The sequence below is a fragment of the Sphingomonas sp. genome, from assembly GCF_041661885.1.
Lineage (GTDB): Bacteria > Pseudomonadota > Alphaproteobacteria > Sphingomonadales > Sphingomonadaceae > Sphingomonas.
The window spans coordinates 1-19,878 of sequence record NZ_JBAZTL010000014.1; the positions used below are offsets into that span (position 1 = coordinate 1).

Below are 19,878 nucleotides of genomic sequence, written 5' to 3' on the forward strand. Positions count from 1 at the left end.
GATGCGTCCGATGACCCGGAAAGCCGCAGGAAAACGGCAATATCGGGGCCCCTGAGGCACCCAGTACGTCAAATCCCGCCACGCCTGCCGAAAATCGCTCACACCAGCGGGTAGATGGAGGTGCCCATCTTCATCGCCTCAATCCAACTCTTCGTCCGACGCATCGCAAAGTCATGAAATTACGACGGATAATTTCGAATCAGACTCTTAGACCATTAGCTGCCCGCCATTGACCGATAGCGTTGCGCCGGTGATGAAGCCCGCATCCTCGGCCGCGAGGAACAAGACGCAGCGTGCGATCTCCGCCGGCGTGGCGAGGCGCCCCACGGGGATTCGCGCGATAATCTTCTCCAGGACATCGGCAGGAACGGCGCGCACCATGTCAGTGTCGGTGTAGCCCGGCGCAACGGCATTGACGGTCACGCCGTGCCGCGCACCCTCCTGGGCAAGCGACTTGGTGAAGCCGATCATCCCGGCCTTCGCTGCGGCATAATTGGTCTGGCCATACTGACCGGCCTGGCCGTTGATCGAACTGATGTTGACGATTCGACCAAAGTGGCGCGCACACATGCCTGGGAACACGGCGCGCGCCATATTGAAGCAGCTTGTCAGGTTGATATCGATCACCTCAGTCCACTGGAATGGCGTCATTTTGGCCAGTGTCGCGTCGCGCGTTATACCCGCGTTGTTGACAAGGATATCGACCGCGCCAAATACGCGCTCGATTTCAGCGACGCCGTCCTGGCACGCGCCAAAGTCGGCGACCGACCAGCGGCGTACCTGAATGCCGGTGCGCGCTTCAAAGGCCGCAGCACGCTCGACGTCGCCGGAATAGGTCGCGATGACGCGCAAACCCGCAGCCTTCAACGACTCTGCGGTTGCGGCTCCGATGCCGCTGGTGCCGCCGGTAACAATCGCAACACGAGGTGAGGACTGGGTCATCGGCTCAGGCCTCGATCAGCACTTTGAGCGCCTTGGTCTCAGCCGCACGGCCGAACACATCATAGGCCTCACGAATGTCCGCCAGTGCGAAACGGTGGGTAATGAGCAGCGTGGGATCGAGCCGCTTTGCCATCACCGTGCGCAGCAGCATCGGCGTCGCCGCAGTATCGACCAGGCGCGTGGTGATCGCGATATTTTGCGACCACAATCGTTCAAGGTGCAAGTCGGCCTTGGCACCGTGGACTCCGATATTGGCAACGATGCCGCCAGGGGCCACGATCTCCGTGCACAGTTCGAACGTTGCCGGAACGCCAACCGCCTCTATCGCAGTGTCGACTCCACGTCCGTCAGTGATCGCGAAAATCTCTTTAGCGGCATTTCCATCGGCACTGTTTATCACGTGAGTCGCGCCGAAACGCTGTGCGACGGCGAGGCGATTGTCGTCGAGATCCACCATGATGATTTGGGCCGGTGAATAGAATTGCGCCGTCAACAGCGTCGCCAACCCGATCGGCCCCGCCCCGATGATCGCGACGCTGCCGCCCGGCGCAACCTTGCCATTGAGCACGCCGCATTCGAACCCAGTCGGCAAGATATCGCTAAGCATCACCAGCGCGTCCTCGTCGGCCCCCGCAGGGATGCGGTAAAGGCTGGTATCGGCGTGAGGGATTCGGACGAATTCGGCTTGCGTGCCGTCAATCGTGTTACCCAGAATCCAGCCACCGTCGGCGCAGTGCGAGTAAAGCCCGCGTCGGCACGGTTCGCAGCGCCCGCATGAGGTGATGCACGACACCAGCACATGATCGCCCGGTGCAAAGCTCGATACTGCGGCACCGACTTCCTCGACCACGCCAACGCCTTCATGGCCAAGAACGCGGCCTGGCAGGCAAGTCGGAACATCGCCCTTGAGGATATGCAAATCGGTTCCGCAAATCGTCGTGCGGGTGATCCGCACGATCGCGTCGGTCATTGCTGCTATCTCTGGTTTTGCACGCTCTTCGAGCGCGATTTTTCCCGGACCGCCGTAAACGAGCGCTTTCATGAAAAGGCCTTTCCGCATCCGTTCAATGTCGGCGATCAAGCATACCGCGCGCTTGGCCGGCCATTGGGAAAAGTACGGACGCGTCTTCGATCGCAGACCCTACGGACTTTCACAGATATGGCCGTACCGTCTGTCGGCGTATCGTTTTGCGACTCGATCATGGAGGCAAGGATGACCGACCAGACCAGCAGCACGCCGCGACCGACATACGATCTGGTGCTTCCGTCTGCCATCGCCTTTGAATGGCTGCGGCTGTGCCAAACGCCACTGATGCTTTGCACAGCCTGGTGGAATGCCGCGCTGCAGATCCCGTGGCCGTCGCGTAGTCACGCACACATCAGCGTAGATCCGCACGCACAGTTAATCGTGCCCGAGCCGATCGAGAAGGACGGTGAGCACGCGCTCGTCGCCTGAAACGTTCCCCGCGCAGGGGAAAAGCGCGGGGTCCGCCACACCCGCAAACGCGCGACCGAGCCCTTTGCTCGATGCGCCGGGAGATCGATCGGCTGTTCGACGACGCTCGATCACGCGTCGGAGTTGGCGATCAGCGGCGCAATGAAACCTTCGAGCTAGGCTCAGGACTCATTGATTGATCCAGAAGATGACGGTTGCGGCGATGCAGATGGCGGACATGAAGGTATGGGCGCATCGGTCGTAGCGTGTGTGGATACGGCGCCAGTCCTTGAGTTTGCCGAACATGTTCTCGATCCGATGACGCTGGCGGTAGAGCATGGTGTCGTGAGGGATCGGGACTTTGCGGTTGACCTTTGAGGGGATGCAGGCGGCGATGCCACGCGCGTCCAAGGCGGCGCGGAACCAGTCGGCATCGTAACCTCGGTCGGCGAGCAGCGCCTTGGCGCGTGGCAGGGCATCGATCCTCAGCGCCGCGCCCTTGTCGTCACTCATCTGGCCTTCGCTGAGCAGCATGACCAAGTGGCCGCTCCTTGCCATCGCAGACGGCATGGAGCTTGGAGTTCAGGCCGCCTTTGGTGCGTCCGATACATCGGGATACAGCCCCTCTTTGAGCAGGCTGGCGGCGGTGCGGTGCGCCTTGAGGTGGGTTGCGTCGATCATCAGTTGATCCGGCTTGCCGCCCTTCGCAGCCAAGGCCGCGAAGATCTTGTTGAACACGCCCATGCGGCTCCAGCGGATGAACCGGTTGTAGATCGTCTTGGCCGGGCCATACTCGGCTGGGGCATCACGCCAGCGCAGACCACCCTGGATCACGAAGATAATACCGCTGATAATCCGCCGATCATCAACCCGGGGCACACCGTGTGACAATGGAAAATACGGCTCGATCCGGCGCATCTGCGCCTCCGACAACCAGATCAGATCGCTCATGCCAACGCCTCCTATACGCGGCATTGAATCAACTGATCGCACGCTCCGCAAGCAATTTAATAGGTCCTGAGCCTAGATTGATCGAAAAATGCTCTAGCAACCTCGCGAGCGAGGCAATCGTGATAACGCCTTCGTCGCACCGCAATCCGCCCAGTCAGCGGCCCGCACGGTTTGCTTGTGCGAGGATGCCGACGCCATCGGTGCCGCTCCAGTCGATTGCCCGGGTTACGCGGCGCACTTCGCGCCCCTTTGCGTCCAGCACGACCGAATACGGCATACCGAGCGCGCCATAGCCTTCGACTTCGTGGAGCGATGCGAAAGCGAGCTGTAAATGCGGATAGGCTTTGCCAAAAGCGGCCCGCCCAAGTGCCGGATCTTCATCGACCGACGCCGCAATCACCGTCAGCCGACCGCGATTGCTCGCGGCAAGGCGCTCGAGACTCGCCAGTTCGGTCCGGCAGGGGATGCACCAACTCGCCCAGAAATTAACGATCGCCGGATGCCCGCGCAACGCCCCAAGCTTGATCGGACCACCGCCATCAAGGCCCAGTGCCGGAAATTGCCCGCTTGCCGCCGTCGCCGCAGCAGCGGCGATGGCGAACATCGCCACCGCCGCCGCACGCCATAGGACCGAATGTCGCACTGGCGTGTCGTCGCTCACTGCGCCTTGTCTACCAGTTTCGGCCAGTTTTGCTCGGCACGGGCGATCGTACCGGCCGTATCCTTGTCGAAGATGGCCCCTACCTTCGGGTTATAATTGACATAGAGCTTCCCATCCACGACCCGCCCCGTTTCGGGATCGGCATCGACCTTTTCGCCATAGGAGGTTCCGACCGCGCAGAAGCCGCCGAACTGGGGCACGTATTTCGCGGGATTGGCGAGGAAGGTTTTACGGTGCGCTTCGTTGGCGAACAGGTAGCGTGCGCCGTTGAACGTCGTCGAAATCGCCTCCGCTCCCTTTGTTGGCTTGCCCGTCTCGAAATACGCGACCGGATCGAAACCGCGCAGCGCCAGCCCAGCCTGATCGACATTGACCGAACCCGTCGAACCCGGAACCACAGCCTGCGTGGCCGTTGGAATCAGGGCCGCCGCGGGCGCACCCAGGATCAGCAAGGCAGCGGCGAGCCGCCGGTGGTCGATGCGCAACATTCAAATATCTCCCAGTAGCAATGCCCCTGTACGGGCAGATGACGTTCGTTGAATGTAACCATTTGGTTACGGATCGCTTGCAAAAATACCGCGGTGAATGCGCGCCGTACGGCGGATGCCGGAAAAACGGAACGGGACGCAAATGACGAGTGAAGCTGTAACCGAAGGCACATGCCGCGCGGATTAGGTTGAGCCGCAGCGAAATGGCGCTCAACGCGAAAAGGAATGTCCACAATGTCACCCCGTCTCCTGACTGTGCTGCTCGCCCCGATGGCGCTGGCCGCGTGTAACCAGGCGGCGAACGCGCCAGTCGCCCCTGCCCGCCCGACCCAACCCATCGTTGGTGCCTCCGCTGAGCATCCGGTGGTGGTTGAACTGTTCCAGAGCCAGGGCTGTTCGTCTTGTCCCCCGGCCAACGCCAACGTCAACGCATTGGCTGACCGGCCGGACGTGCTCGCGCTTTCCTTCGCCGTAACCTATTGGGATCAGCTCGGCTGGCAGGACACTTTCGGTTCGCCGCGCTGGACGGCGCGCCAGTGGGAATATGCCCGTGCTGCCGGACGCGGACAGGTCGCGACGCCGCAAGTCATCGTCAACGGTGGCCCGACCATCGTCGGGAGCAACCCGGCGCAGCTCGACGCGCTGCTTGCCAAGCAGGGGCCGGCGCGGGGCGGCCCGGATATTAGCGAGGATGCCGGGCGCATCCGTCTCGCCGCTGCAACCGCATCGGCTCCGGCGGCCGTGTGGCTGGTGCGCTATGATCCCCGGTCGCAGGACGTTCCCATTCAGGCGGGTGAAAACGGGGGCCGCACCCTGCCCCACCGCGACATTGTTCGCGAACTCGTGCGGCTTGGCGACTGGAATGGGTCGGCGATCGACTATTCGCTGCCAGCGGCCGGTGGGGCTGGGCTGAACAGCGCCGTGCTCGTGCAGCAGGGTGAAGGCGGCCCGATCATCGCGGCGCGAAAACTCGGCGCATAGCCGGGTTGGGGGTGCCGGTCGCGCCTCCGTGCGCTGCGGCGCGCGGGGAAGCCCCGATATTGCAGGAATTGCCCTCCTCCCCAGGTCTGCCGGGCGGAATATACAGGGTGGCGAGGCCAATGTGCCGAGCCATCCTGATCGACGATAGCGACGAACTCCCCGATCTGTTCTCGGAGGCTGTCTTTCTACCAGATGGGTGGGGGCAGACACGGACGTCGCGCGTGTACCCTCCATCCCTGTCCCGATCGGGGCGCATCGCCACCACCAGCAGCGATTACGACCAGTCCCCTATTCGCGAAGTCGAGCGGCTGAAGAAATAGGGATCGGGAGCGCAAGTCGCGCAGTTGGCGCACCCTTCGTACACGCGAGCGATGGCACCCATACCACAGTATCGTCGCGATTTTTTCGCCGATACACGCAAAAAAACCGACCGCCCCGGTCTTCGGTAAACCGCGCCCTCTATAATTTCCATAACGACGTCCACGCCGATCTTCCCGGTCGCATCCACCAACGCGCCAATAACGCGGGATTGATAGATTATGAAAAACGATTCGACTGTTCCTGAACCAAGCCTCTCTCGTCTTCACCGCGCACGCATTCACGCCGGACGCGTCGTCGCAAACGGCGGGCTCAACAGCATCGACACCATGACCAGCGACCTGTGCGGCCCCCCGGCATGGAAAGTGGGCACGGGCGAACCCGCGATTACTGTGAATTTCTCCGGTCGCGCCGTTCCGGCTTCGGCACGGCTCGACCCAAAAAAACCTGCCGGGGTAACCCCGGCCAGCAACCCGGGCCTTTGGCCGCCAGCCTACCCCAACCGGCGGTCACGACATTATGGTCCGGAGGTTGCGCATCATGCTTAAATCCATGAAAATTCCGCGAAAACTCGGACTATCCTTTGTCGCGATCTGCGCCTCGGCGGCGATCGTGATGATCGTGTTTTTCCTGAACATCAGCATGATTGGATCGACCACGGCGGGAAACAACCTCGCCCAGTCGATCCATTCCAAAACGATCGCGCTCGAAACCGCGATCCTTCGGCAGAACAGTCAGTTTCGTGGGTTCCTCGTGACGGGTGATACCAGCTACCTCAAATCCTATAATGAGGGACGCGACGAATATGACAAGACCTCGGTCGAGCTTGAAAAGCTGATCGAGGACCCCGCGCAACGTGCGTTGGTGGTAAAATCGCGCGAGGAAACGCTCGCCTGGCGCAAGACGTGGGGCGATCCGCTGATCGCGCGGGTCAAGGCGGGGCAGCGCTCGGAGGCCGAAGACGCGGTTCGCCGTGCCGGCAAAGCCGTGCTGGTCAGCGCCGCCGTCTTGCCGCTGCGCGATATCCGCGATGCTGCGATTGAGCTCACCGAGCACAATTCGGCCCGTCAGGAGGGCGCGATCTCGTCGGCGCGTACCACGTTGATTATTGGCGCCATTGCCTTGATCGGGATCGCGGCTACCCTCGCAATGCTGCTTAGCCGCGCGATCGCGCGGCCCGTAAGCATGATTACCGAAACGATGGCCGATCTCGCCGCAGGGCGGACCGACATTACCATTCCCGACGTGGAGCGTGGTGACGAGCTTGGCGATATGGCGCGTGCCGTGCTCGTGTTCCGCGATGCGGCGATCGCCAAGCAAGCCGCCGAGCGCGAGGCTGCCAGCGCCGAGGCCGCGCAACGGATGGTGGTCGAGACCGTATCGGCGCATTTGTCCGAACTTGCCAACGGCAATCTCACCGCCACGATCGACGCCGATTTTCCGGCCAGCTACGGCGTGGTGAAAAGCAATTTCAACAATGCGATCACCGGGCTGCGAATACTGATTTCCTCGGTCACCGAAACCACGGAAACGATCCGCACCGGCTCCGATGAGATTGCCCAGGCGTCGCAGGACCTGGCACGCCGGACCGAAGCCAATGCCGCGAGCCTTGAGGAGACTTCGGCGGCGGTTAACCAGATGGACGAGCGGTTGAAGGCCACCGCCCAGGCCGCCACCCAAACGGTCGAGCGTGCCAATGGCGCCATCGGCACCGTTACGAACGGTCGTGGGGTCGCCGACGAGGCGGTCCGCGCGATGAGCCGGGTCTCCGAAAGCGCCAAGGGTATCGATTCGGTCATCGAGGGTCTCGACAAGATCGCCTTCCAGACTCGTGTGCTGGCGATGAACGCCGCTGTGGAAGCCGGGCGTGCGGGCGAAGCAGGGCGCGGCTTCGCGGTGGTCGCCGATCTCGTGTCGGCGCTGGCCATGCGCGCCGAGGAGGAAGCGGGGCGCGCGCGCGACCAGCTAACCGCGACCCAATCCGACATCGGCGCTGCGGTTGACATGGTCCAGAAGGTCGATTCCGCGCTTGCCGATATTTCGGGCGATGTCGGGGAAGTCCATGCGTTGCTTGGCCGCATCGCCGATGACAATAATGCCCAATCATCGACCATTGGCGAAGTCAGCAATGCTATCGCCACGATGGACCGCGCCACCCAGCAAAACGCCGCGATGGTGGAGGAAACCTCGGCTGCCGCGCGCAATCTCGCCAACGAAATTACCGGTCTCGCCGAGCAGGCCGGGCAGTTCAACGTGGGCGGACCAGGCGTTCGCAAAAGCCGCGCACGGGTGGACGATCGCTTCACTGGCCCAACCCGAGACCTGCCCGCCGCAGCCGTTGCCGCGTTGATACGGCCGGCCGGCCCGGCGGAATGGAGTTCGTTTTAATCCACGACGCTGGTCCATCCCGGGCGCGCTGCCCTGGGATGGACGCGCATCAGGAGCGCGTGGTGGGGAATAAAAAATGAACATGATGACGCCGGTTGGTGGCAATTCGGAGTTGCAGCGTCAGTCACGCCGGGCACGCCTGCTTGGCTCCCCCTTTGTTGCCGATGTGCTTGCCGCGGCGGATCGCCGGCTTGGATCAGGCCCACGAACCGCCGCGTTGATCGGCGGATGGGTTGGTGATCCGGCGGGGGCCGCGCTCGGGCTCCGGCTCAATTCGGCGATCCACGCGCTTGCCAGGCGGGGCACTCCGCCTGTGCTGAAGGCGCTTTTCGAGCATGGCCACGACGATTTCGATGCGGCGCTTGCCGTTACGTTGGCAACCGAAGACCGGTTCATCGCCAATTGGATGCAGAGCCCCACGCAAACCAACGAAGTCGGTCGTGCGGCGGCGTTGGCGGCGGCGCTGATGGTGGTACATCACGCCACCAATATGCCGGTCGCGTTGCTGGAGGTCGGTGCGAGTTGCGGGCTAAACCTCAATCTGGAGCGCTATAGCTATAATCTTGGCGGCATGGTTGTCGGCGCGCCGGAGTCGCCGGTCCGCATCGCGCCGAGGTGGAGTGGCGGCACTCCGCCCCTGGAAACGCTCGAAATCGTTTCCGCGCGCGGGGTCGATCTCAATCCGCTGGACCCCCGCGATGAAAGCACGCGTGAACGGCTGATGGCCTATGTGTGGCCAGACCAGCCACAGCGTGTCAGACGCCTCGAACAGGCTCTGGACATTGCGCGTCGCGTCGTTCCCGATGTGGATCGCGCCGATGCGCGGACCTGGCTCGCGGAACGGCTCGCCGAGCCTCAAGCGACCGGCGTCTGTCGCGTGATCGTCCATTCGATGGTGTTGCAATATTTCGACCGCGCTGCCCGGCGGGAATTTATCACCACGTTTCGCGAGGCGGGACATCGCGCGAGCGCCAAGCGCCCGCTCGCCAGGGTTGCCTTCGAATGGAACCGCACGCGCAGTGAGGTGCGCCTGACGCTGACCATGTGGCCCGGAGGTTCGACGCGTATCCTGGCGGTGTGCCATCCTTATGGCGACTGGATCGACTGGCGGGCCTAAAATCCCGCCTGCTGCGGTCCTCTCAAATCCCGTGTGCCGCCCGGTATGCCCGCCACTTGGCGACATTCGCGTTATGCTGTTCCAGCGTGTCGGCAAAAACATGCCCGCCCGATCCATCCGCCACGAAATACAACGCGTTGGAGGGGGCCGGGTTCAGCACCGCATCGATCGAGGCACGGCCCGGATTGCAGATCGGCCCGGCGGGCAGGCCCACCATCGCATAAGTATTGTAGGCGTTCACCGCATGAACCTCGGACAGCAAAATCCGCCGCCCGAGCGGCCGCCCCTTGGTAATCGGGTAAATGATCGTCGGGTCGGCCTGCAACATCATCCCGCGCTTCAGCCGGTTGGAATAGACCGCGGCCACCATCGCGCGCTCGCTCGGCTTGCCGGTTTCCTTTTCCACGATCGAGGCGAGAATCAGCGCCTCTTCCGGGGTGGTTACCGCCAGCCCCGGCTTGCGCTGCGCCCACGCATTGGCGAGGTAGCGCCGCATCACGCTCTGCATCCGCTTGACGATGAAGGCACGACTGTCGCCGCGCTGGAAGGCATAGCTGTCGGGCAGGACGCTGCCTTCCTCGGGCACCGCAACCGTGCCAGTCAGCCCCGGCGTCTTGTCGAGCGCATCCTTGACCAGCACCGACGGCCACCCTTCGGGGATCGTCACGAAACGCTGGATCGTCTTGGTGCCTTGCAACACCTTGAGGATATCGGCCTGGCTCAAATGCGCCGGGATACGATACTCCCCCGCCTTGATCGGTGCATCGGCGCCGAACACCTTGGCGAACATCCGGAACCGCGAAGCCGACGCAATCGCCCCGGCTTTTTCGAGCTGCACCGAAGCGGTTGCCAGGCTGCTGCCCGGCGCGATCTGCACCGTGATCGGGTGAGCGAGCGGCCCGCGCCCGCCCCACAGTTGCGCAACACCGAACAGCGCGCCAATCGCGGCAAGCCCGAGCAGCAGACCAAGGCAACCGAGTTTGCGCATTATCGCGTCCTTGCTTCCCCGGCGTAGGCCGGGGCCCAGTCATACCGACCCAGACAGGTGGGCGCACCGCCCGCCCTCGACGCCCTACCCCTGGGCCCCGGCCTGCGCCGGGGAAGTGCAGGAAGAGCGCGGCGCAAGCTCAAATCGCCCGCATAACCAAGCTCGCATTCGTCCCGCCAAAGCCGAACGAATTGTTGAGCACCGCCTTGACCGAGCGCTTCTTGGCGACATGCGGCACCAGATCGACGCCCGCGCAATTGTCGCTTGGCGTGTCGAGGTTGAGCGTCGGCGGCACGATTTGGTCGCGCAGCGCTAGGATGCAGAAGATGCTCTCGACCGCGCCCGCGCCACCAAGCAAATGCCCGATCGCCGACTTGGTCGAGCTCATCGACAGCGTGTCGATATTGCTGCCGAACAGGCGGCGCACCGCGTTCAGCTCCAGCTCGTCGCCCAGCGGGGTCGAGGTGCCGTGCGCGTTGATGTAATCGATGTCGGACAAAGCAAGGCCCGACTTCTTCATCGCCATTTGCATCGAGCGGAACGCCCCCGAGCCTTCCGGGTGCGGCGCGGTGACGTGATAGGCATCGCCCGACAGGCCATAGCCGATCACTTCGGCATAGATCTTCGCGCCGCGCGCCTTGGCGTGCTCATATTCCTCAAGGCAGACGACGCCCGCGCCCTCACCCATCACGAAGCCGTCGCGGTCCTTGTCATACGGGCGACTGCCGCGTTCGGGCGTGGCGTTGAAATTGGTCGACAGCGCGCGCGCCTGTGCGAAGCCAGCGATGCCGAGCGGGCAAATCGCCCCTTCCGAACCACCCGCCAACATCACGTCGGCATCGTCCATCGCAATCATCCGCGCGGCGTCGCCAATCGAGTGCGCACCGGTCGAACATGCGGTCACGACGGCGTGGTTGGGGCCCATCAGGCCGTATTTGATCTGCACCTGTCCGGTGATGAGGTTAATCAGGCGACCATGCACGAAATGCGGCGACACGCGGCGCGGCCCCCGTTCGTGCAGTACGATCGATTCGCTGGCGATGCCCGGCAAACCGCCAATGCCCGACCCGATCGAGCAGCCCGCGCGGAACTTCTGTTCCTCGGTCATGTCGAGCAGGCCGGCATCTTCCAGCGCCTGACCGGCGGCATCGATGCCGTAGATGATGAACGGATCGACCTGGCGCTGCACTTTGTGGTCGACGCGCTTGCCGGGGTCGAAGCCATAAGGGTGGCCGGCGGGTTTTACCTCGCACGCGATCGTACAGGCATAATCGGTCGCGTCGAAACGCGTGATCGTGCCCGCGCCCGATTTCGACGCCAGAATATTCGCCCAGGCGGTTTCGACATCGGCGCCCAAAGGCGTCACCAGCCCCAGTCCGGTTACGACAACACGGCGCATGGCCATCTCCGTTTATTCAAATGCTCGTAAATGGGAAACGGCCCCACGCCCCCGGTCAGTGCCCTGGGACGGGGAGCCGTTCCTGTGTTCAGCCGTGCGGCCGCGCCAGAGGCGTGGCGCTCAGGCTTTGTGCTCGTCGATGAAGGTGATCGCGTCCTTGACGGTCGTGATCTTCTCGGCGGCATCGTCGGGGATTTCGACTTCGAATTCCTCTTCGAACGCCATCACCAGTTCGACGATGTCGAGGCTGTCTGCGCCCAGATCGTCGATGAAGCTCGCGTCTTCGGTCACCTTGTCGGCTTCGACGCCGAGGTGCTCGACGACGATTTTCTTAACGCGGTCTGCGATCTCGCTCATTGTATCTTCCCTCTATCGGTGGGGGGTTTGGGTGTTTCCTGAACGCACGTAGAACGCACATCCGGGCGGCGCAAGAGGGGGGTGTGGACGACAAGGCTATTTGCCCGCACACGCCATTTCGGCGCGCCGCTCGCCGATACCCGAATTGCAGTTGGCGGGTAAGGCAATCAGATCATCGCCATACCGCCGTTGACGTGCAAGGTCTGCCCGGTGACATAACCGGCCTCGCGGCTCGCCAGATAGACAACAGCGGCGCCGATGTCTGCGCCCTCGCCCATCTTGCCCATCGGAATCCGTGCGTTGAGCGCCTCTTTTTGTGCGTCGGGCAGAATCTCGGTCATCGGCGACGCTATGAAGCCCGGCGCGACGCAATTGACGGTGATGCCACGGCTGGCAAGCTCCTGCGCCAGCGCCTTGGACATTGCGGTGAGCGCGCCCTTGGATGCGGCGTAATTGGCCTGGCCGGGGTTGCCAGTGGTGCCGACGACCGAGGTGATCGAGACGATTCGCCCGAATCGCGCCTTCATCATCGGTCGCGCCGCTGCGCGCGCCAGCCGGAACGCCGCCTCCAGATTGACGCGGATCACTTGATCCCATTCCTCATCCTTCATCCGCATAACGAGATTGTCGCGCGTGATGCCGCCATTGTTGACGAGGATATCGAGCTTGCCGCCCAGCGCCTCGACCGCCGCGGGGACCAGCGCATCGACTGCGGCACCATCGGACAAATCGCACGGCAGGGCGAGGTGCTCGCCCGCCAGACTATCCCGGAACGCCTCCAATTTGGCGACATTGGACCCGGACACCACCAGTCGCGCGCCCTGCGCCGCCAGCGCCCGCGCAATCGCGGACCCGATCCCCCCTGAAGCGCCGGTCACCAGCGCGGTCATGCCTGTAAGGTCGAACATTATTTTCTCCACTAGATTTGGTTCACGCGGAGGCGCGGAGACGCGGAGGGGCGGTGATCGTTGACGATCCGTCGTACCCCTTCCTTCAGCGTTGCGCCGCCGAAATTGATCAGCAGCCCAACGGGCTGCCGAGTAAGGCGCAAGTAGGTCAAAAGTTGCTTCGCGTGCGCAGTACTCAGCCGTTCAACCGATTTTATCTCGACCAGCAGGCGTTGATCGACGAGCAGGTCTATTCTAAACGCCGCTGCGAAGCGAAGCCCTTCAAACTCGATATCGACCGGGCGTTGCCGCACAACCTCATAACCAAGCCCCGACAGCTTTCCTGCAAGGACCGTTTCATAGACGCTCTCAAGCAACCCCGGCCCGAGATCGCGATGCACGCGCAACGCTATGTCGAGTACGTCTCCGCTGATCTCGTCGATATCTTTCACTTCTTCTCCGCGCCTCCGCGCCTCCGCGCGAACAAAACTTTCCGCTACAGCGCCTTCGCCAAAGCCTCGACCTCCGCCATCGTCACCACGCTGGCAGCATCCACGTCCGCCGCGATGCGTTTGACCATCGGGGTCAGCACCTTGCCGCCGAATTCGACGAAGCGCTCTACTCCCGTCTCTGCCATCGCCAGCACCGATTCGCGCCAGCGCACCATGCCGGTTACCTGTTCGACCAGCAGGCGGCGGATCGTGTCGGCATCGCCCACCGGCGCGGCCGTTACATTGGCGAACACCGGCACCAGCGGCGCATCGATCCGCGCCTCGGCCAGCGCCTTTTCCATCGCATCGGCGGCGGGCTGCATCAGCGGGCAGTGGAACGGCGCCGAAACCGGCAACAACACCGCGCGCTTCGCCCCCATTTCCTTGGCCAGCGCCACCGCGCGCTCGATCGCGCCGCGATGGCCCGAAATCACCACTTGCGACGGATCATTATCATTGGCGACCGTACACACTTCCCCCTCGGCTGCCGCCGCAGCGATCGCGCGCGCCTTGTCGACATCGGCGCCGAGCAGCGCCGCCATCGCGCCCACGCCCACGGGCACCGCCGCCTGCATCGCCAGCCCGCGATGCTTCAGCAGCAACGCCGTCGTCGCCAGGTCGATCGCGCCGCCTGCGCACAAGGCGGTATATTCGCCCAGCGAATGCCCCGCGACATAATCGGCCTTGTCGGCGAGGCGAATGCCGCCCTCTTTCTCCAGCACGCGCAGCGTCGCAATGGCATTGGCCATGATCGCGGGCTGCGCATTCTCGGTCAGTTGCAACTGATCCTCGGGCCCCTCGCTCATCAGCCGGAACAGATGCTGCCCCAGCGCCTCGTCAACTTCCTGAAACACCGCCCGCGCGACCGGGCTCGCCTCGGCCAGCGCCTTGCCCATGCCGACCGACTGACTGCCCTGCCCTGGAAAGATAAACGCCCGCATCGTGATACTCCTTTGGCCGCGCGGTTAGGCGCTGCGCCGAACCTGCGTCAAGCAGCGCAGGCGCGCGATACGGGAAACCGCCTTGCCTTTCACGGCGATTTCGCTATGGCACGGCGATCGGGGTGGGAAGCACACGCTTTTCCGCCCTGATTGGCATTTGAGACGCCAAAGACTTTACGACGATAGCCGGAGGGGCGTTTCGCATGGTGCGGGCGTCAGCGATCGGCCAAGAAGAGAGACGAGACACATGGCTCTATACGAGCACGTGTTCCTTGCGCGCCAGGATCTGGCACAGGCGCAAGTGGACGCTCTGGCGGAAATCGCCACCAAGATCGTGAACGATAATGAAGGCCGGGTCGTCAAGACCGAGAATTGGGGCCTGCGCAGCCTCGCCTACAAGATCGCCAAGAACCGCAAGGCGCACTATGTCATGCTCGAAATCGATGCCCCGGGCAGCGTGATCGTCGAGCTGGAGCGTCAGGTTCAGATCAACGAAGACATCATTCGCTACATGACCGTCAAGATCGACGCGTCCGAAGAGGGCCCGAGCGTGATGATGCGCAAGTCCGATCGTGACCGTGAGCGTCGCAGCGATCGTGAAGGCGGCCGCGAAGGCCGTGGCGATCGTCCCGACCGCGGCGACCGCGAGGATCGCCCCCGCCGCAGCTTTGACGGCGAATAAGGAGCTATAAATATGGCACGCCCATTTTTCCGCCGCCGCAAGAGCTGCCCCTTCTCCGCGAAGGACGCCCCCCGGATCGACTATAAGGACGTTCGTCTGCTGCAGGGTTTCGTGTCCGAGCGTGGCAAGATCGTCCCGTCGCGCATCACTTCGGTGAGCGCCAAGAAGCAGCGCGAGCTCGCCCAGGCGATCAAGCGTTCGCGCCATCTGGGCCTGCTGCCCTACATCGTTAAGTAAGGGGCCCAACAGATGGACATCATCCTGCTGGAACGCGTCGAAAAGCTCGGCAACATCGGCGACGTCGTCAAGGTCAAGGACGGCTTTGCCCGTAACTACCTGCTGCCGAACAAGAAGGCGCTCCGTTCCAACGAAGCCAACCGCAAGGTTTTCGAAAAGAACCGCGAAAAGATCGTGGCCGACAACGCCGCAAAGCGTGCCGAGGCCGAGGTCGAAGCCAAGACGATCGACGGCATCACGCTGACGCTGATCCGCCAGTCGTCGAACACCGGCCAGCTTTACGGTTCGGTCGCGGTGCGCGATCTGATCGAAGCGCTCGAAACCGAAGGCCACAAGGTTTCCAAGTCGGCGATCGTGCTCAACAAGCCGATCAAGGCGATTGGCCTCTATGAGGTCAAGGTTTCGCTGCACCCGGAAGTTTCGGTGACGATCAAGGTCAACATTGCACGCTCGCCCGAAGAGGCAGAGATGCAGGCCAAGGGCGTCAACGTCATGGAAGCCATGTTCGAAAAGGACGAGGCTGGTTTCGTCGAAGCATACGATCCCAATGCCGAGCCCGGCGCAACGGCGGAAGTCGGCGCGGACGATGCCGAGGCACCTGCCGCAGCCTGAGCCCTTCGCTCACGCACACAGAAAAAGGGCCGTCCGGAGTGATCCGGGCGGCCCTTTTCTTATGGGCTTAATCCTCCCCGGCACGGGGAGGGGGACCATTTCGCCCCTTTCGGCGAAATGGTGGAGGGGGCTCTCCGCAAGCGCGCCACCTGCGGCACGCCCCCTCCACCGTTCGCTGAATGCTCACGGTTCCCCTCCCCGTTCCGGGGAGGATTACCTACCCCGTGATCGCACGCGCGCCAATCAGTGCAGCAAAGGGGATAAGTGCAAGGAAAACGGGAAGAACCTTGTTCATGGAACGAATCGCTTTGGGGTGATCTGGCGATCCACCGCCAATCAGGCCGGGAGGGTGCCGGGCCGCACATAGGCGAACATGTGCGTAACGAAATCGGCCTTGCCCAGCGCGACACCCTGCGCCCGCAGGATCGCGTAGGCGGTCATCAGGTGGAAGTAGAATTGCGGCAGTGCCCAGTCGCGGGCGTATTGCTCGGCCGAAAAGTCGAACACTATGCCCTGTGGCAGGACATGGGCGATCGGCGTTGCCGGATCGATGACCAGTGCATCTGCCGCGGCTTTTTCCACGAGCGCCCGTGTTTCGGCGATGCGCGTCTGCGCCTCGGCAATCGTGCCGGGATGTTCGCCCGCATTGCGCCCTTCGTTGCGCAGTGTCGCCAGCGACCCCGGGAATGCCTCCCCCCGCAACCGATACACACCCTCCTGCGCCTGCACGCAGGCGAAGCGCACTTGCGTGGACAGCGGGAACATGTCCGGTGCCAGCCGCGCCGACAGCATTGCATCAGCCCCACCCGGCGTTTGCGCCTCTGCCTTGCTCAGCCACTGCGACAGCGCGTTCAACATCTGGACGTAGGTTGGAAACAACATATCGGGCAGCGTCATAACCATCTCTCCAGCATCCGCAGGCTTTCTCGCTGCCACAGCCCTGTACGCCCGATCAGAAGGTCGCGCCACCGCAGCCGACCCTGCATTCCCCAACCCCACGCTATTTCCGCCCGAACAGCTTTTCGATGTCGCCATGCGCCAGCTTCACCCAGGTCGGTCGGCCATGATTGCATTGGCCCGAATGCGGCGTGACCTCCATTTCGCGCAGCAGCGCGTTCATCTCCGCGACCGACAGCACGCGCCCAGCGCGGACCGAGCCGTGGCACGCCATCGTCGCGGCGACATGGTCGAGCCGCTCGCGCAAGCTCAGCGCCTCGTCGAACGCGGCGAGTTCATCGGCGAGATCGGTAACAAGGCCCGTCACATCGCCCTGCCCCAGCAATGCGGGCACGCCGCGCACCAGCATCGCGCGCGGGCCGAAGCGGTCGAGATCGAGCCCGAATTCGCTCAGTTCCGCCGCGCGCGCCTCAAGCCGGTCGCACGCGCTTTCATCGAGTTCGATCACTTCGGGCAGCAGCAACGCCTGGCTCGCAACGCCACCGCTTGCCATAGCCTTGCGCATCCGCTCCAGCACGAGCCGTTCATGCGCGGCGTGCTGGTCGACCAGGATCAGCCCGTCGCGGCTTTCGGCGACGATATAGGTCTTGGCCACCTGCCCGCGCGCGACGCCGAGTGGGTAGTCCGAGGTTTCGGGTGGCGGTGCATAAGCGGGCTCGGCGCGGGCTTGCGGGGGTGGGGTGAAGCTTGGGCGGCGGTCGTTGAGGGTGTAGGCCGGGCGCGGTGCTTCCCACTGCCCCTCTCCCCTACCCTCTCCCCACAAGTGGGGAGAGGGAGTAGGCGCGATCGGCTCGCTTTGCCACGCCGCCATCGCCGTCTCGGGCGCACGCTGGCTGCGGTGGCCGGCTTCATCCAGCGCGCGGCGCAGGCCGCTGACGATCAGCCCGCGCACCAAGGCCGGGTCCCGGAAGCGAACCTCGGTCTTGGCCGGATGCACGTTCACGTCGACCGCGTCGGGTGGCACGTCGAGGAACAGCGCCACCACGGCATGGCGGTCGCGCGGCATCATTTCGGCATAGGCACCGCGAATCGCGCCGATCAGCAAGCGGTCCTTCACGGGGCGACCATTGACGAACAGATATTGGTGGTCGGCAATGCCACGGTTGAAGGTGGGCAGGCCGGCGATGCCGCCAAGCCCAATCCCCTCCCGCACGAAATCAATGCCAACGCCATTTTCGACAAGCCCGCGATCGGTCAGCGCCGCAACCCGGTCGGGCAAACTCTCGCCCGCGCTTACCCCGAACGCGCGCCGCCCGTCATGCTCGACCGAGAAGCCGATGTCGGGTCGCGCCATTGCGAGGCGCTTGACCACGTCGATGCACGCCGCAAATTCGCTGCGCGCCGAACGCAGGAACTTGCGCCGCGCGGGCACGCGCTCGAACAGCGCTTCGACGCGGACGCGAGTCCCCGGCGGGATCGCGGCGGGCCCTTCCGACACCAGCACGCCATTATCGACCACGCGCGCCCAACCCTCGGCCCCGCGCGGCCGGCTTTCCAGCGTCAACCGCGCGACACTCGCAATCGAGGGCAACGCCTCGCCGCGAAACCCCAGCGTACTAACCGCTTCGATCGCCTCATCGGGCAACTTGGAGGTGGCGTGCCGTTCCAGCGCCAGCGCCATGTCGGGCGGCGTCATGCCGCATCCGTCATCGGTCACTTCGACCAGATCGGTGCCCCCGCCGCCCAGACGCACGGCGATGCGCGTGGCCCCGGCGTCGATCGCATTCTCGACCAGTTCCTTCAACGCGCTGGCGGGGCGTTCCACCACTTCACCGGCAGCAATGCGATTGACGAGATGTTCTGGCAGGCGGCGTATTGACATGGCCTAGGCTCTAGCCCAATCGACGACATCCCGCGACCCGCATTCAACCGAGCATCAGAGCGTGGAGACACCGCTCTGAACGCCCCGGTTGCAAGCGCAAGCGCGACCCTTTGTGCGACCTGTCGGCAGATCCCTAAGTCCGGCGTGAAACGGAACGATCCATGGGCTTTTTCTCGAATCTCTTCCGCTTTTCTTCTCACGACATGGCCATCGATCTCGGCACTGCCAATACGGTCGTCTATCTGCGCGGCAAGGGCATCGTGCTCAACGAGCCGTCGGTGGTGGCGGTCGAGACGCTCAATGGCGTCAAGCGCGTCAAGGCGGTGGGTGATGACGCCAAGCTGATGATGGGCAAGACCCCCGACAGCATCCAGGCGATCCGCCCGCTTCGCGATGGCGTCATCGCCGACATCGACGTCGCCGAGCAAATGATAAAGCATTTCATCCACAAGGTGCACGGTGGCCAACGCCGCTTCATGCGCTGGCCGCAAATCGTGATCTGCGTGCCGTCGGGCTCGACCTCGGTTGAACGCCGCGCGATCCGCGATGCGGCATCGAACGCCGGTGCCAGCCAGGTGTGGCTGATCGAGGAGCCGATGGCCGCCGCGATCGGGGCCGACATGCCCGTGACCGAGCCGATCGGCAGCATGGTCGTCGATATCGGCGGCGGCACCACCGAAGTCGCCGTGCTATCGCTGCGCGGCCTGGCTTACACCACTTCGGTGCGCGTCGGCGGTGACAAGATGGACGAAGCCATCGTTTCCTATGTCCGCCGCAACCATAACCTGCTGATCGGCGATGCCACGGCGGAGCGGATCAAGCAGGAAGTCGGCGTCGCCAAGCCGCCGCTCGACGGCATTGGCCTCACGATCCATGTCAAGGGTCGCGATCTGGTCAACGGGGTCCCCAAGGAAATCCAGATCAACCAGGGCCAGATCGCCGAGGCGCTGAGCGAACCCGTTGGTCAGATCGTCGAGGGCGTGCGCATCGCGCTTGAAAACACCGCGCCGGAATTGGCCGCCGACATCGTCGATCAGGGCATCGTGCTCACCGGTGGCGGCGCGTTGCTCAAGGGCATTGACGAGGTACTGCGTGACGAAACCGGCCTGCCCGTCACCATCGCCGACGATCCGCTGACCTGCGTCGCGCTCGGCACCGGGCGCGCGCTGGAGGATCCGGTGTTCCGGGGCGTGCTCCACTCCGCGTGACGCACTGAAATGACAC

At 63.6% G+C, this 19,878-nt stretch carries 20 protein-coding genes and 1 pseudogene; 8 read left to right on the plus strand and 13 right to left on the minus strand.

Annotated features, from left to right (window positions below):
- Window positions 1-207: 207 nt before the first annotated feature.
- Complete coding sequence (phbB, locus tag WC704_RS17335; RefSeq protein ID WP_372892224.1) at window positions 208-942, minus strand: acetoacetyl-CoA reductase; 735 nt, start codon at window positions 940-942, stop codon at window positions 208-210.
- A 4-nt stretch (window positions 943-946) separates the two neighbouring features.
- Window positions 947-1,912, minus strand: a complete 966-nt coding sequence (locus WC704_RS17340; RefSeq protein WP_372892226.1) for a zinc-dependent alcohol dehydrogenase family protein — start codon at window positions 1,910-1,912, stop codon at window positions 947-949.
- A gap of 243 nt (window positions 1,913-2,155) precedes the next feature.
- On the opposite strand from WC704_RS17340, the gene WC704_RS17345 reads away from it, so the two are divergent.
- A complete protein-coding gene (locus tag WC704_RS17345) occupies window positions 2,156-2,398 on the plus strand; it encodes a hypothetical protein (protein ID WP_372892228.1) in 243 nt (80 codons plus the stop codon).
- Window positions 2,399-2,566: 168 nt separating this feature from the next.
- Here WC704_RS17345 and WC704_RS17350 read toward each other — a convergent pair.
- From WC704_RS17350 to WC704_RS17360, 3 genes and pseudogenes are all read right to left on the minus strand, one after another.
- A pseudogene (locus WC704_RS17350) lies at window positions 2,567-3,328 on the minus strand (IS5 family transposase).
- Between the two features lie 154 nt (window positions 3,329-3,482).
- Complete coding sequence (locus WC704_RS17355) at window positions 3,483-3,989, minus strand: TlpA family protein disulfide reductase (protein ID WP_372892230.1); 507 nt, start codon at window positions 3,987-3,989, stop codon at window positions 3,483-3,485.
- Window positions 3,986-4,477 carry a YHS domain-containing (seleno)protein gene (locus WC704_RS17360; protein ID WP_372892232.1) on the minus strand — a complete coding sequence of 164 codons (492 nt, stop codon included), beginning with the start codon at window positions 4,475-4,477 and terminating at the stop codon, window positions 3,986-3,988. Before WC704_RS17360 ends, WC704_RS17355 begins: the two co-directional genes overlap by 4 nt.
- A gap of 234 nt (window positions 4,478-4,711) precedes the next feature.
- On the opposite strand from WC704_RS17360, the gene WC704_RS17365 reads away from it, so the two are divergent.
- The 3 genes from WC704_RS17365 (at window position 4,712) to WC704_RS17375 (ending at window position 9,281) form a co-directional block, all read left to right on the plus strand.
- The gene (locus WC704_RS17365; protein WP_372892234.1) at window positions 4,712-5,458 is read left to right on the plus strand and encodes a DUF1223 domain-containing protein; all 747 of its coding nucleotides are present in this window, start codon (window positions 4,712-4,714) and stop codon (window positions 5,456-5,458) included.
- A gap of 870 nt (window positions 5,459-6,328) precedes the next feature.
- Window positions 6,329-8,164, plus strand: a complete 1,836-nt coding sequence (locus tag WC704_RS17370) for a methyl-accepting chemotaxis protein (protein WP_372892236.1) — start codon at window positions 6,329-6,331, stop codon at window positions 8,162-8,164.
- A 76-nt stretch (window positions 8,165-8,240) separates the two neighbouring features.
- The gene (locus WC704_RS17375) at window positions 8,241-9,281 is read left to right on the plus strand and encodes a DUF2332 domain-containing protein (protein WP_372892238.1); all 1,041 of its coding nucleotides are present in this window, start codon (window positions 8,241-8,243) and stop codon (window positions 9,279-9,281) included.
- A 22-nt stretch (window positions 9,282-9,303) separates the two neighbouring features.
- On the opposite strand, the gene mltG is transcribed toward WC704_RS17375, so the two are convergent.
- From mltG to fabD, 6 genes are all read right to left on the minus strand, one after another.
- Window positions 9,304-10,269 carry an endolytic transglycosylase MltG gene (gene mltG, locus WC704_RS17380; RefSeq protein ID WP_372892240.1) on the minus strand — a complete coding sequence of 322 codons (966 nt, stop codon included), beginning with the start codon at window positions 10,267-10,269 and terminating at the stop codon, window positions 9,304-9,306.
- 139 nt (window positions 10,270-10,408) lie between these two features.
- A complete protein-coding gene (fabF, locus tag WC704_RS17385) occupies window positions 10,409-11,668 on the minus strand; it encodes a beta-ketoacyl-ACP synthase II (protein WP_372892242.1) in 1,260 nt (419 codons plus the stop codon).
- 120 nt (window positions 11,669-11,788) lie between these two features.
- Window positions 11,789-12,025 (minus strand): acyl carrier protein, encoded by a 237-nt coding sequence (locus WC704_RS17390; RefSeq protein WP_372892244.1) that lies wholly within the window; start codon window positions 12,023-12,025, stop codon window positions 11,789-11,791.
- Window positions 12,026-12,192: 167 nt separating this feature from the next.
- A complete protein-coding gene (gene fabG, locus WC704_RS17395) occupies window positions 12,193-12,933 on the minus strand; it encodes a 3-oxoacyl-[acyl-carrier-protein] reductase (protein ID WP_372892246.1) in 741 nt (246 codons plus the stop codon).
- An 11-nt stretch (window positions 12,934-12,944) separates the two neighbouring features.
- Window positions 12,945-13,364, minus strand: coding sequence for a GxxExxY protein (locus WC704_RS17400; RefSeq protein ID WP_372892248.1), 420 nt, complete (start codon window positions 13,362-13,364; stop codon window positions 12,945-12,947).
- 44 nt (window positions 13,365-13,408) lie between these two features.
- The gene (gene fabD, locus WC704_RS17405) at window positions 13,409-14,344 is read right to left on the minus strand and encodes an ACP S-malonyltransferase (RefSeq protein ID WP_372892250.1); all 936 of its coding nucleotides are present in this window, start codon (window positions 14,342-14,344) and stop codon (window positions 13,409-13,411) included.
- A gap of 247 nt (window positions 14,345-14,591) precedes the next feature.
- Between fabD and rpsF the strand changes: the two genes are divergently transcribed.
- From rpsF to rplI, 3 genes are read left to right on the plus strand one after another with little or no spacing between them, the layout of a single operon-like run.
- Window positions 14,592-15,026, plus strand: a complete 435-nt coding sequence (gene rpsF, locus WC704_RS17410; protein WP_010403344.1) for a 30S ribosomal protein S6 — start codon at window positions 14,592-14,594, stop codon at window positions 15,024-15,026.
- Between the two features lie 12 nt (window positions 15,027-15,038).
- Window positions 15,039-15,263: a 30S ribosomal protein S18 gene (rpsR, locus tag WC704_RS17415; RefSeq protein WP_010163758.1), complete on the plus strand. Its 225-nt coding sequence runs from the start codon at window positions 15,039-15,041 to the stop codon at window positions 15,261-15,263.
- Window positions 15,264-15,275: 12 nt separating this feature from the next.
- Window positions 15,276-15,875 (plus strand): 50S ribosomal protein L9, encoded by a 600-nt coding sequence (gene rplI / locus WC704_RS17420; protein ID WP_372892254.1) that lies wholly within the window; start codon window positions 15,276-15,278, stop codon window positions 15,873-15,875.
- Window positions 15,876-16,211: 336 nt separating this feature from the next.
- Here rplI and WC704_RS17425 read toward each other — a convergent pair whose 3' ends face one another.
- Entirely contained in the window at window positions 16,212-16,772 is a 561-nt protein-coding gene (locus WC704_RS17425; RefSeq protein WP_372892256.1) for a DUF1993 family protein, read from the minus strand.
- A gap of 103 nt (window positions 16,773-16,875) precedes the next feature.
- Entirely contained in the window at window positions 16,876-18,654 is a 1,779-nt protein-coding gene (gene mutL, locus WC704_RS17430; protein ID WP_372892258.1) for a DNA mismatch repair endonuclease MutL, read from the minus strand.
- 161 nt (window positions 18,655-18,815) lie between these two features.
- Here mutL and WC704_RS17435 point away from each other — a divergent pair, with 161 nt between their 5' ends.
- Window positions 18,816-19,862 carry a rod shape-determining protein gene (locus WC704_RS17435; RefSeq protein ID WP_010403353.1) on the plus strand — a complete coding sequence of 349 codons (1,047 nt, stop codon included), beginning with the start codon at window positions 18,816-18,818 and terminating at the stop codon, window positions 19,860-19,862.
- Window positions 19,863-19,878: the final 16 nt, after the last annotated feature.

Bases quoted from the DNA above. Each gene is read 5' to 3' on its own strand.
- WC704_RS17375 (WP_372892238.1), top strand. From the start codon at position 8,241: ATGAACATGATGACGCCGGTTGGTGGCAATTCGGAGTTGCAGCGTCAG.
- phbB (WP_372892224.1), bottom strand. From the start codon at position 942: ATGACCCAGTCCTCACCTCGTGTTGCGATTGTTACCGGCGGCACCAGC.
- WC704_RS17345 (WP_372892228.1), top strand. From the start codon at position 2,156: ATGACCGACCAGACCAGCAGCACGCCGCGACCGACATACGATCTGGTG.
- rplI (WP_372892254.1), top strand. From the start codon at position 15,276: ATGGACATCATCCTGCTGGAACGCGTCGAAAAGCTCGGCAACATCGGC.
- mltG (WP_372892240.1), bottom strand. From the start codon at position 10,269: ATGCGCAAACTCGGTTGCCTTGGTCTGCTGCTCGGGCTTGCCGCGATT.
- WC704_RS17390 (WP_372892244.1), bottom strand. From the start codon at position 12,025: ATGAGCGAGATCGCAGACCGCGTTAAGAAAATCGTCGTCGAGCACCTC.
- fabD (WP_372892250.1), bottom strand. From the start codon at position 14,344: ATGCGGGCGTTTATCTTTCCAGGGCAGGGCAGTCAGTCGGTCGGCATG.
- rpsF (WP_010403344.1), top strand. From the start codon at position 14,592: ATGGCTCTATACGAGCACGTGTTCCTTGCGCGCCAGGATCTGGCACAG.
- rpsR (WP_010163758.1), top strand. From the start codon at position 15,039: ATGGCACGCCCATTTTTCCGCCGCCGCAAGAGCTGCCCCTTCTCCGCG.
- fabG (WP_372892246.1), bottom strand. From the start codon at position 12,933: ATGTTCGACCTTACAGGCATGACCGCGCTGGTGACCGGCGCTTCAGGG.
- WC704_RS17360 (WP_372892232.1), bottom strand. From the start codon at position 4,477: ATGTTGCGCATCGACCACCGGCGGCTCGCCGCTGCCTTGCTGATCCTG.
- WC704_RS17365 (WP_372892234.1), top strand. From the start codon at position 4,712: ATGTCACCCCGTCTCCTGACTGTGCTGCTCGCCCCGATGGCGCTGGCC.
- WC704_RS17425 (WP_372892256.1), bottom strand. From the start codon at position 16,772: ATGACGCTGCCCGATATGTTGTTTCCAACCTACGTCCAGATGTTGAAC.
- WC704_RS17370 (WP_372892236.1), top strand. From the start codon at position 6,329: ATGAAAATTCCGCGAAAACTCGGACTATCCTTTGTCGCGATCTGCGCC.
- WC704_RS17340 (WP_372892226.1), bottom strand. From the start codon at position 1,912: ATGACCGACGCGATCGTGCGGATCACCCGCACGACGATTTGCGGAACC.
- WC704_RS17435 (WP_010403353.1), top strand. From the start codon at position 18,816: ATGGGCTTTTTCTCGAATCTCTTCCGCTTTTCTTCTCACGACATGGCC.
- mutL (WP_372892258.1), bottom strand. From the start codon at position 18,654: ATGTCAATACGCCGCCTGCCAGAACATCTCGTCAATCGCATTGCTGCC.
- fabF (WP_372892242.1), bottom strand. From the start codon at position 11,668: ATGCGCCGTGTTGTCGTAACCGGACTGGGGCTGGTGACGCCTTTGGGC.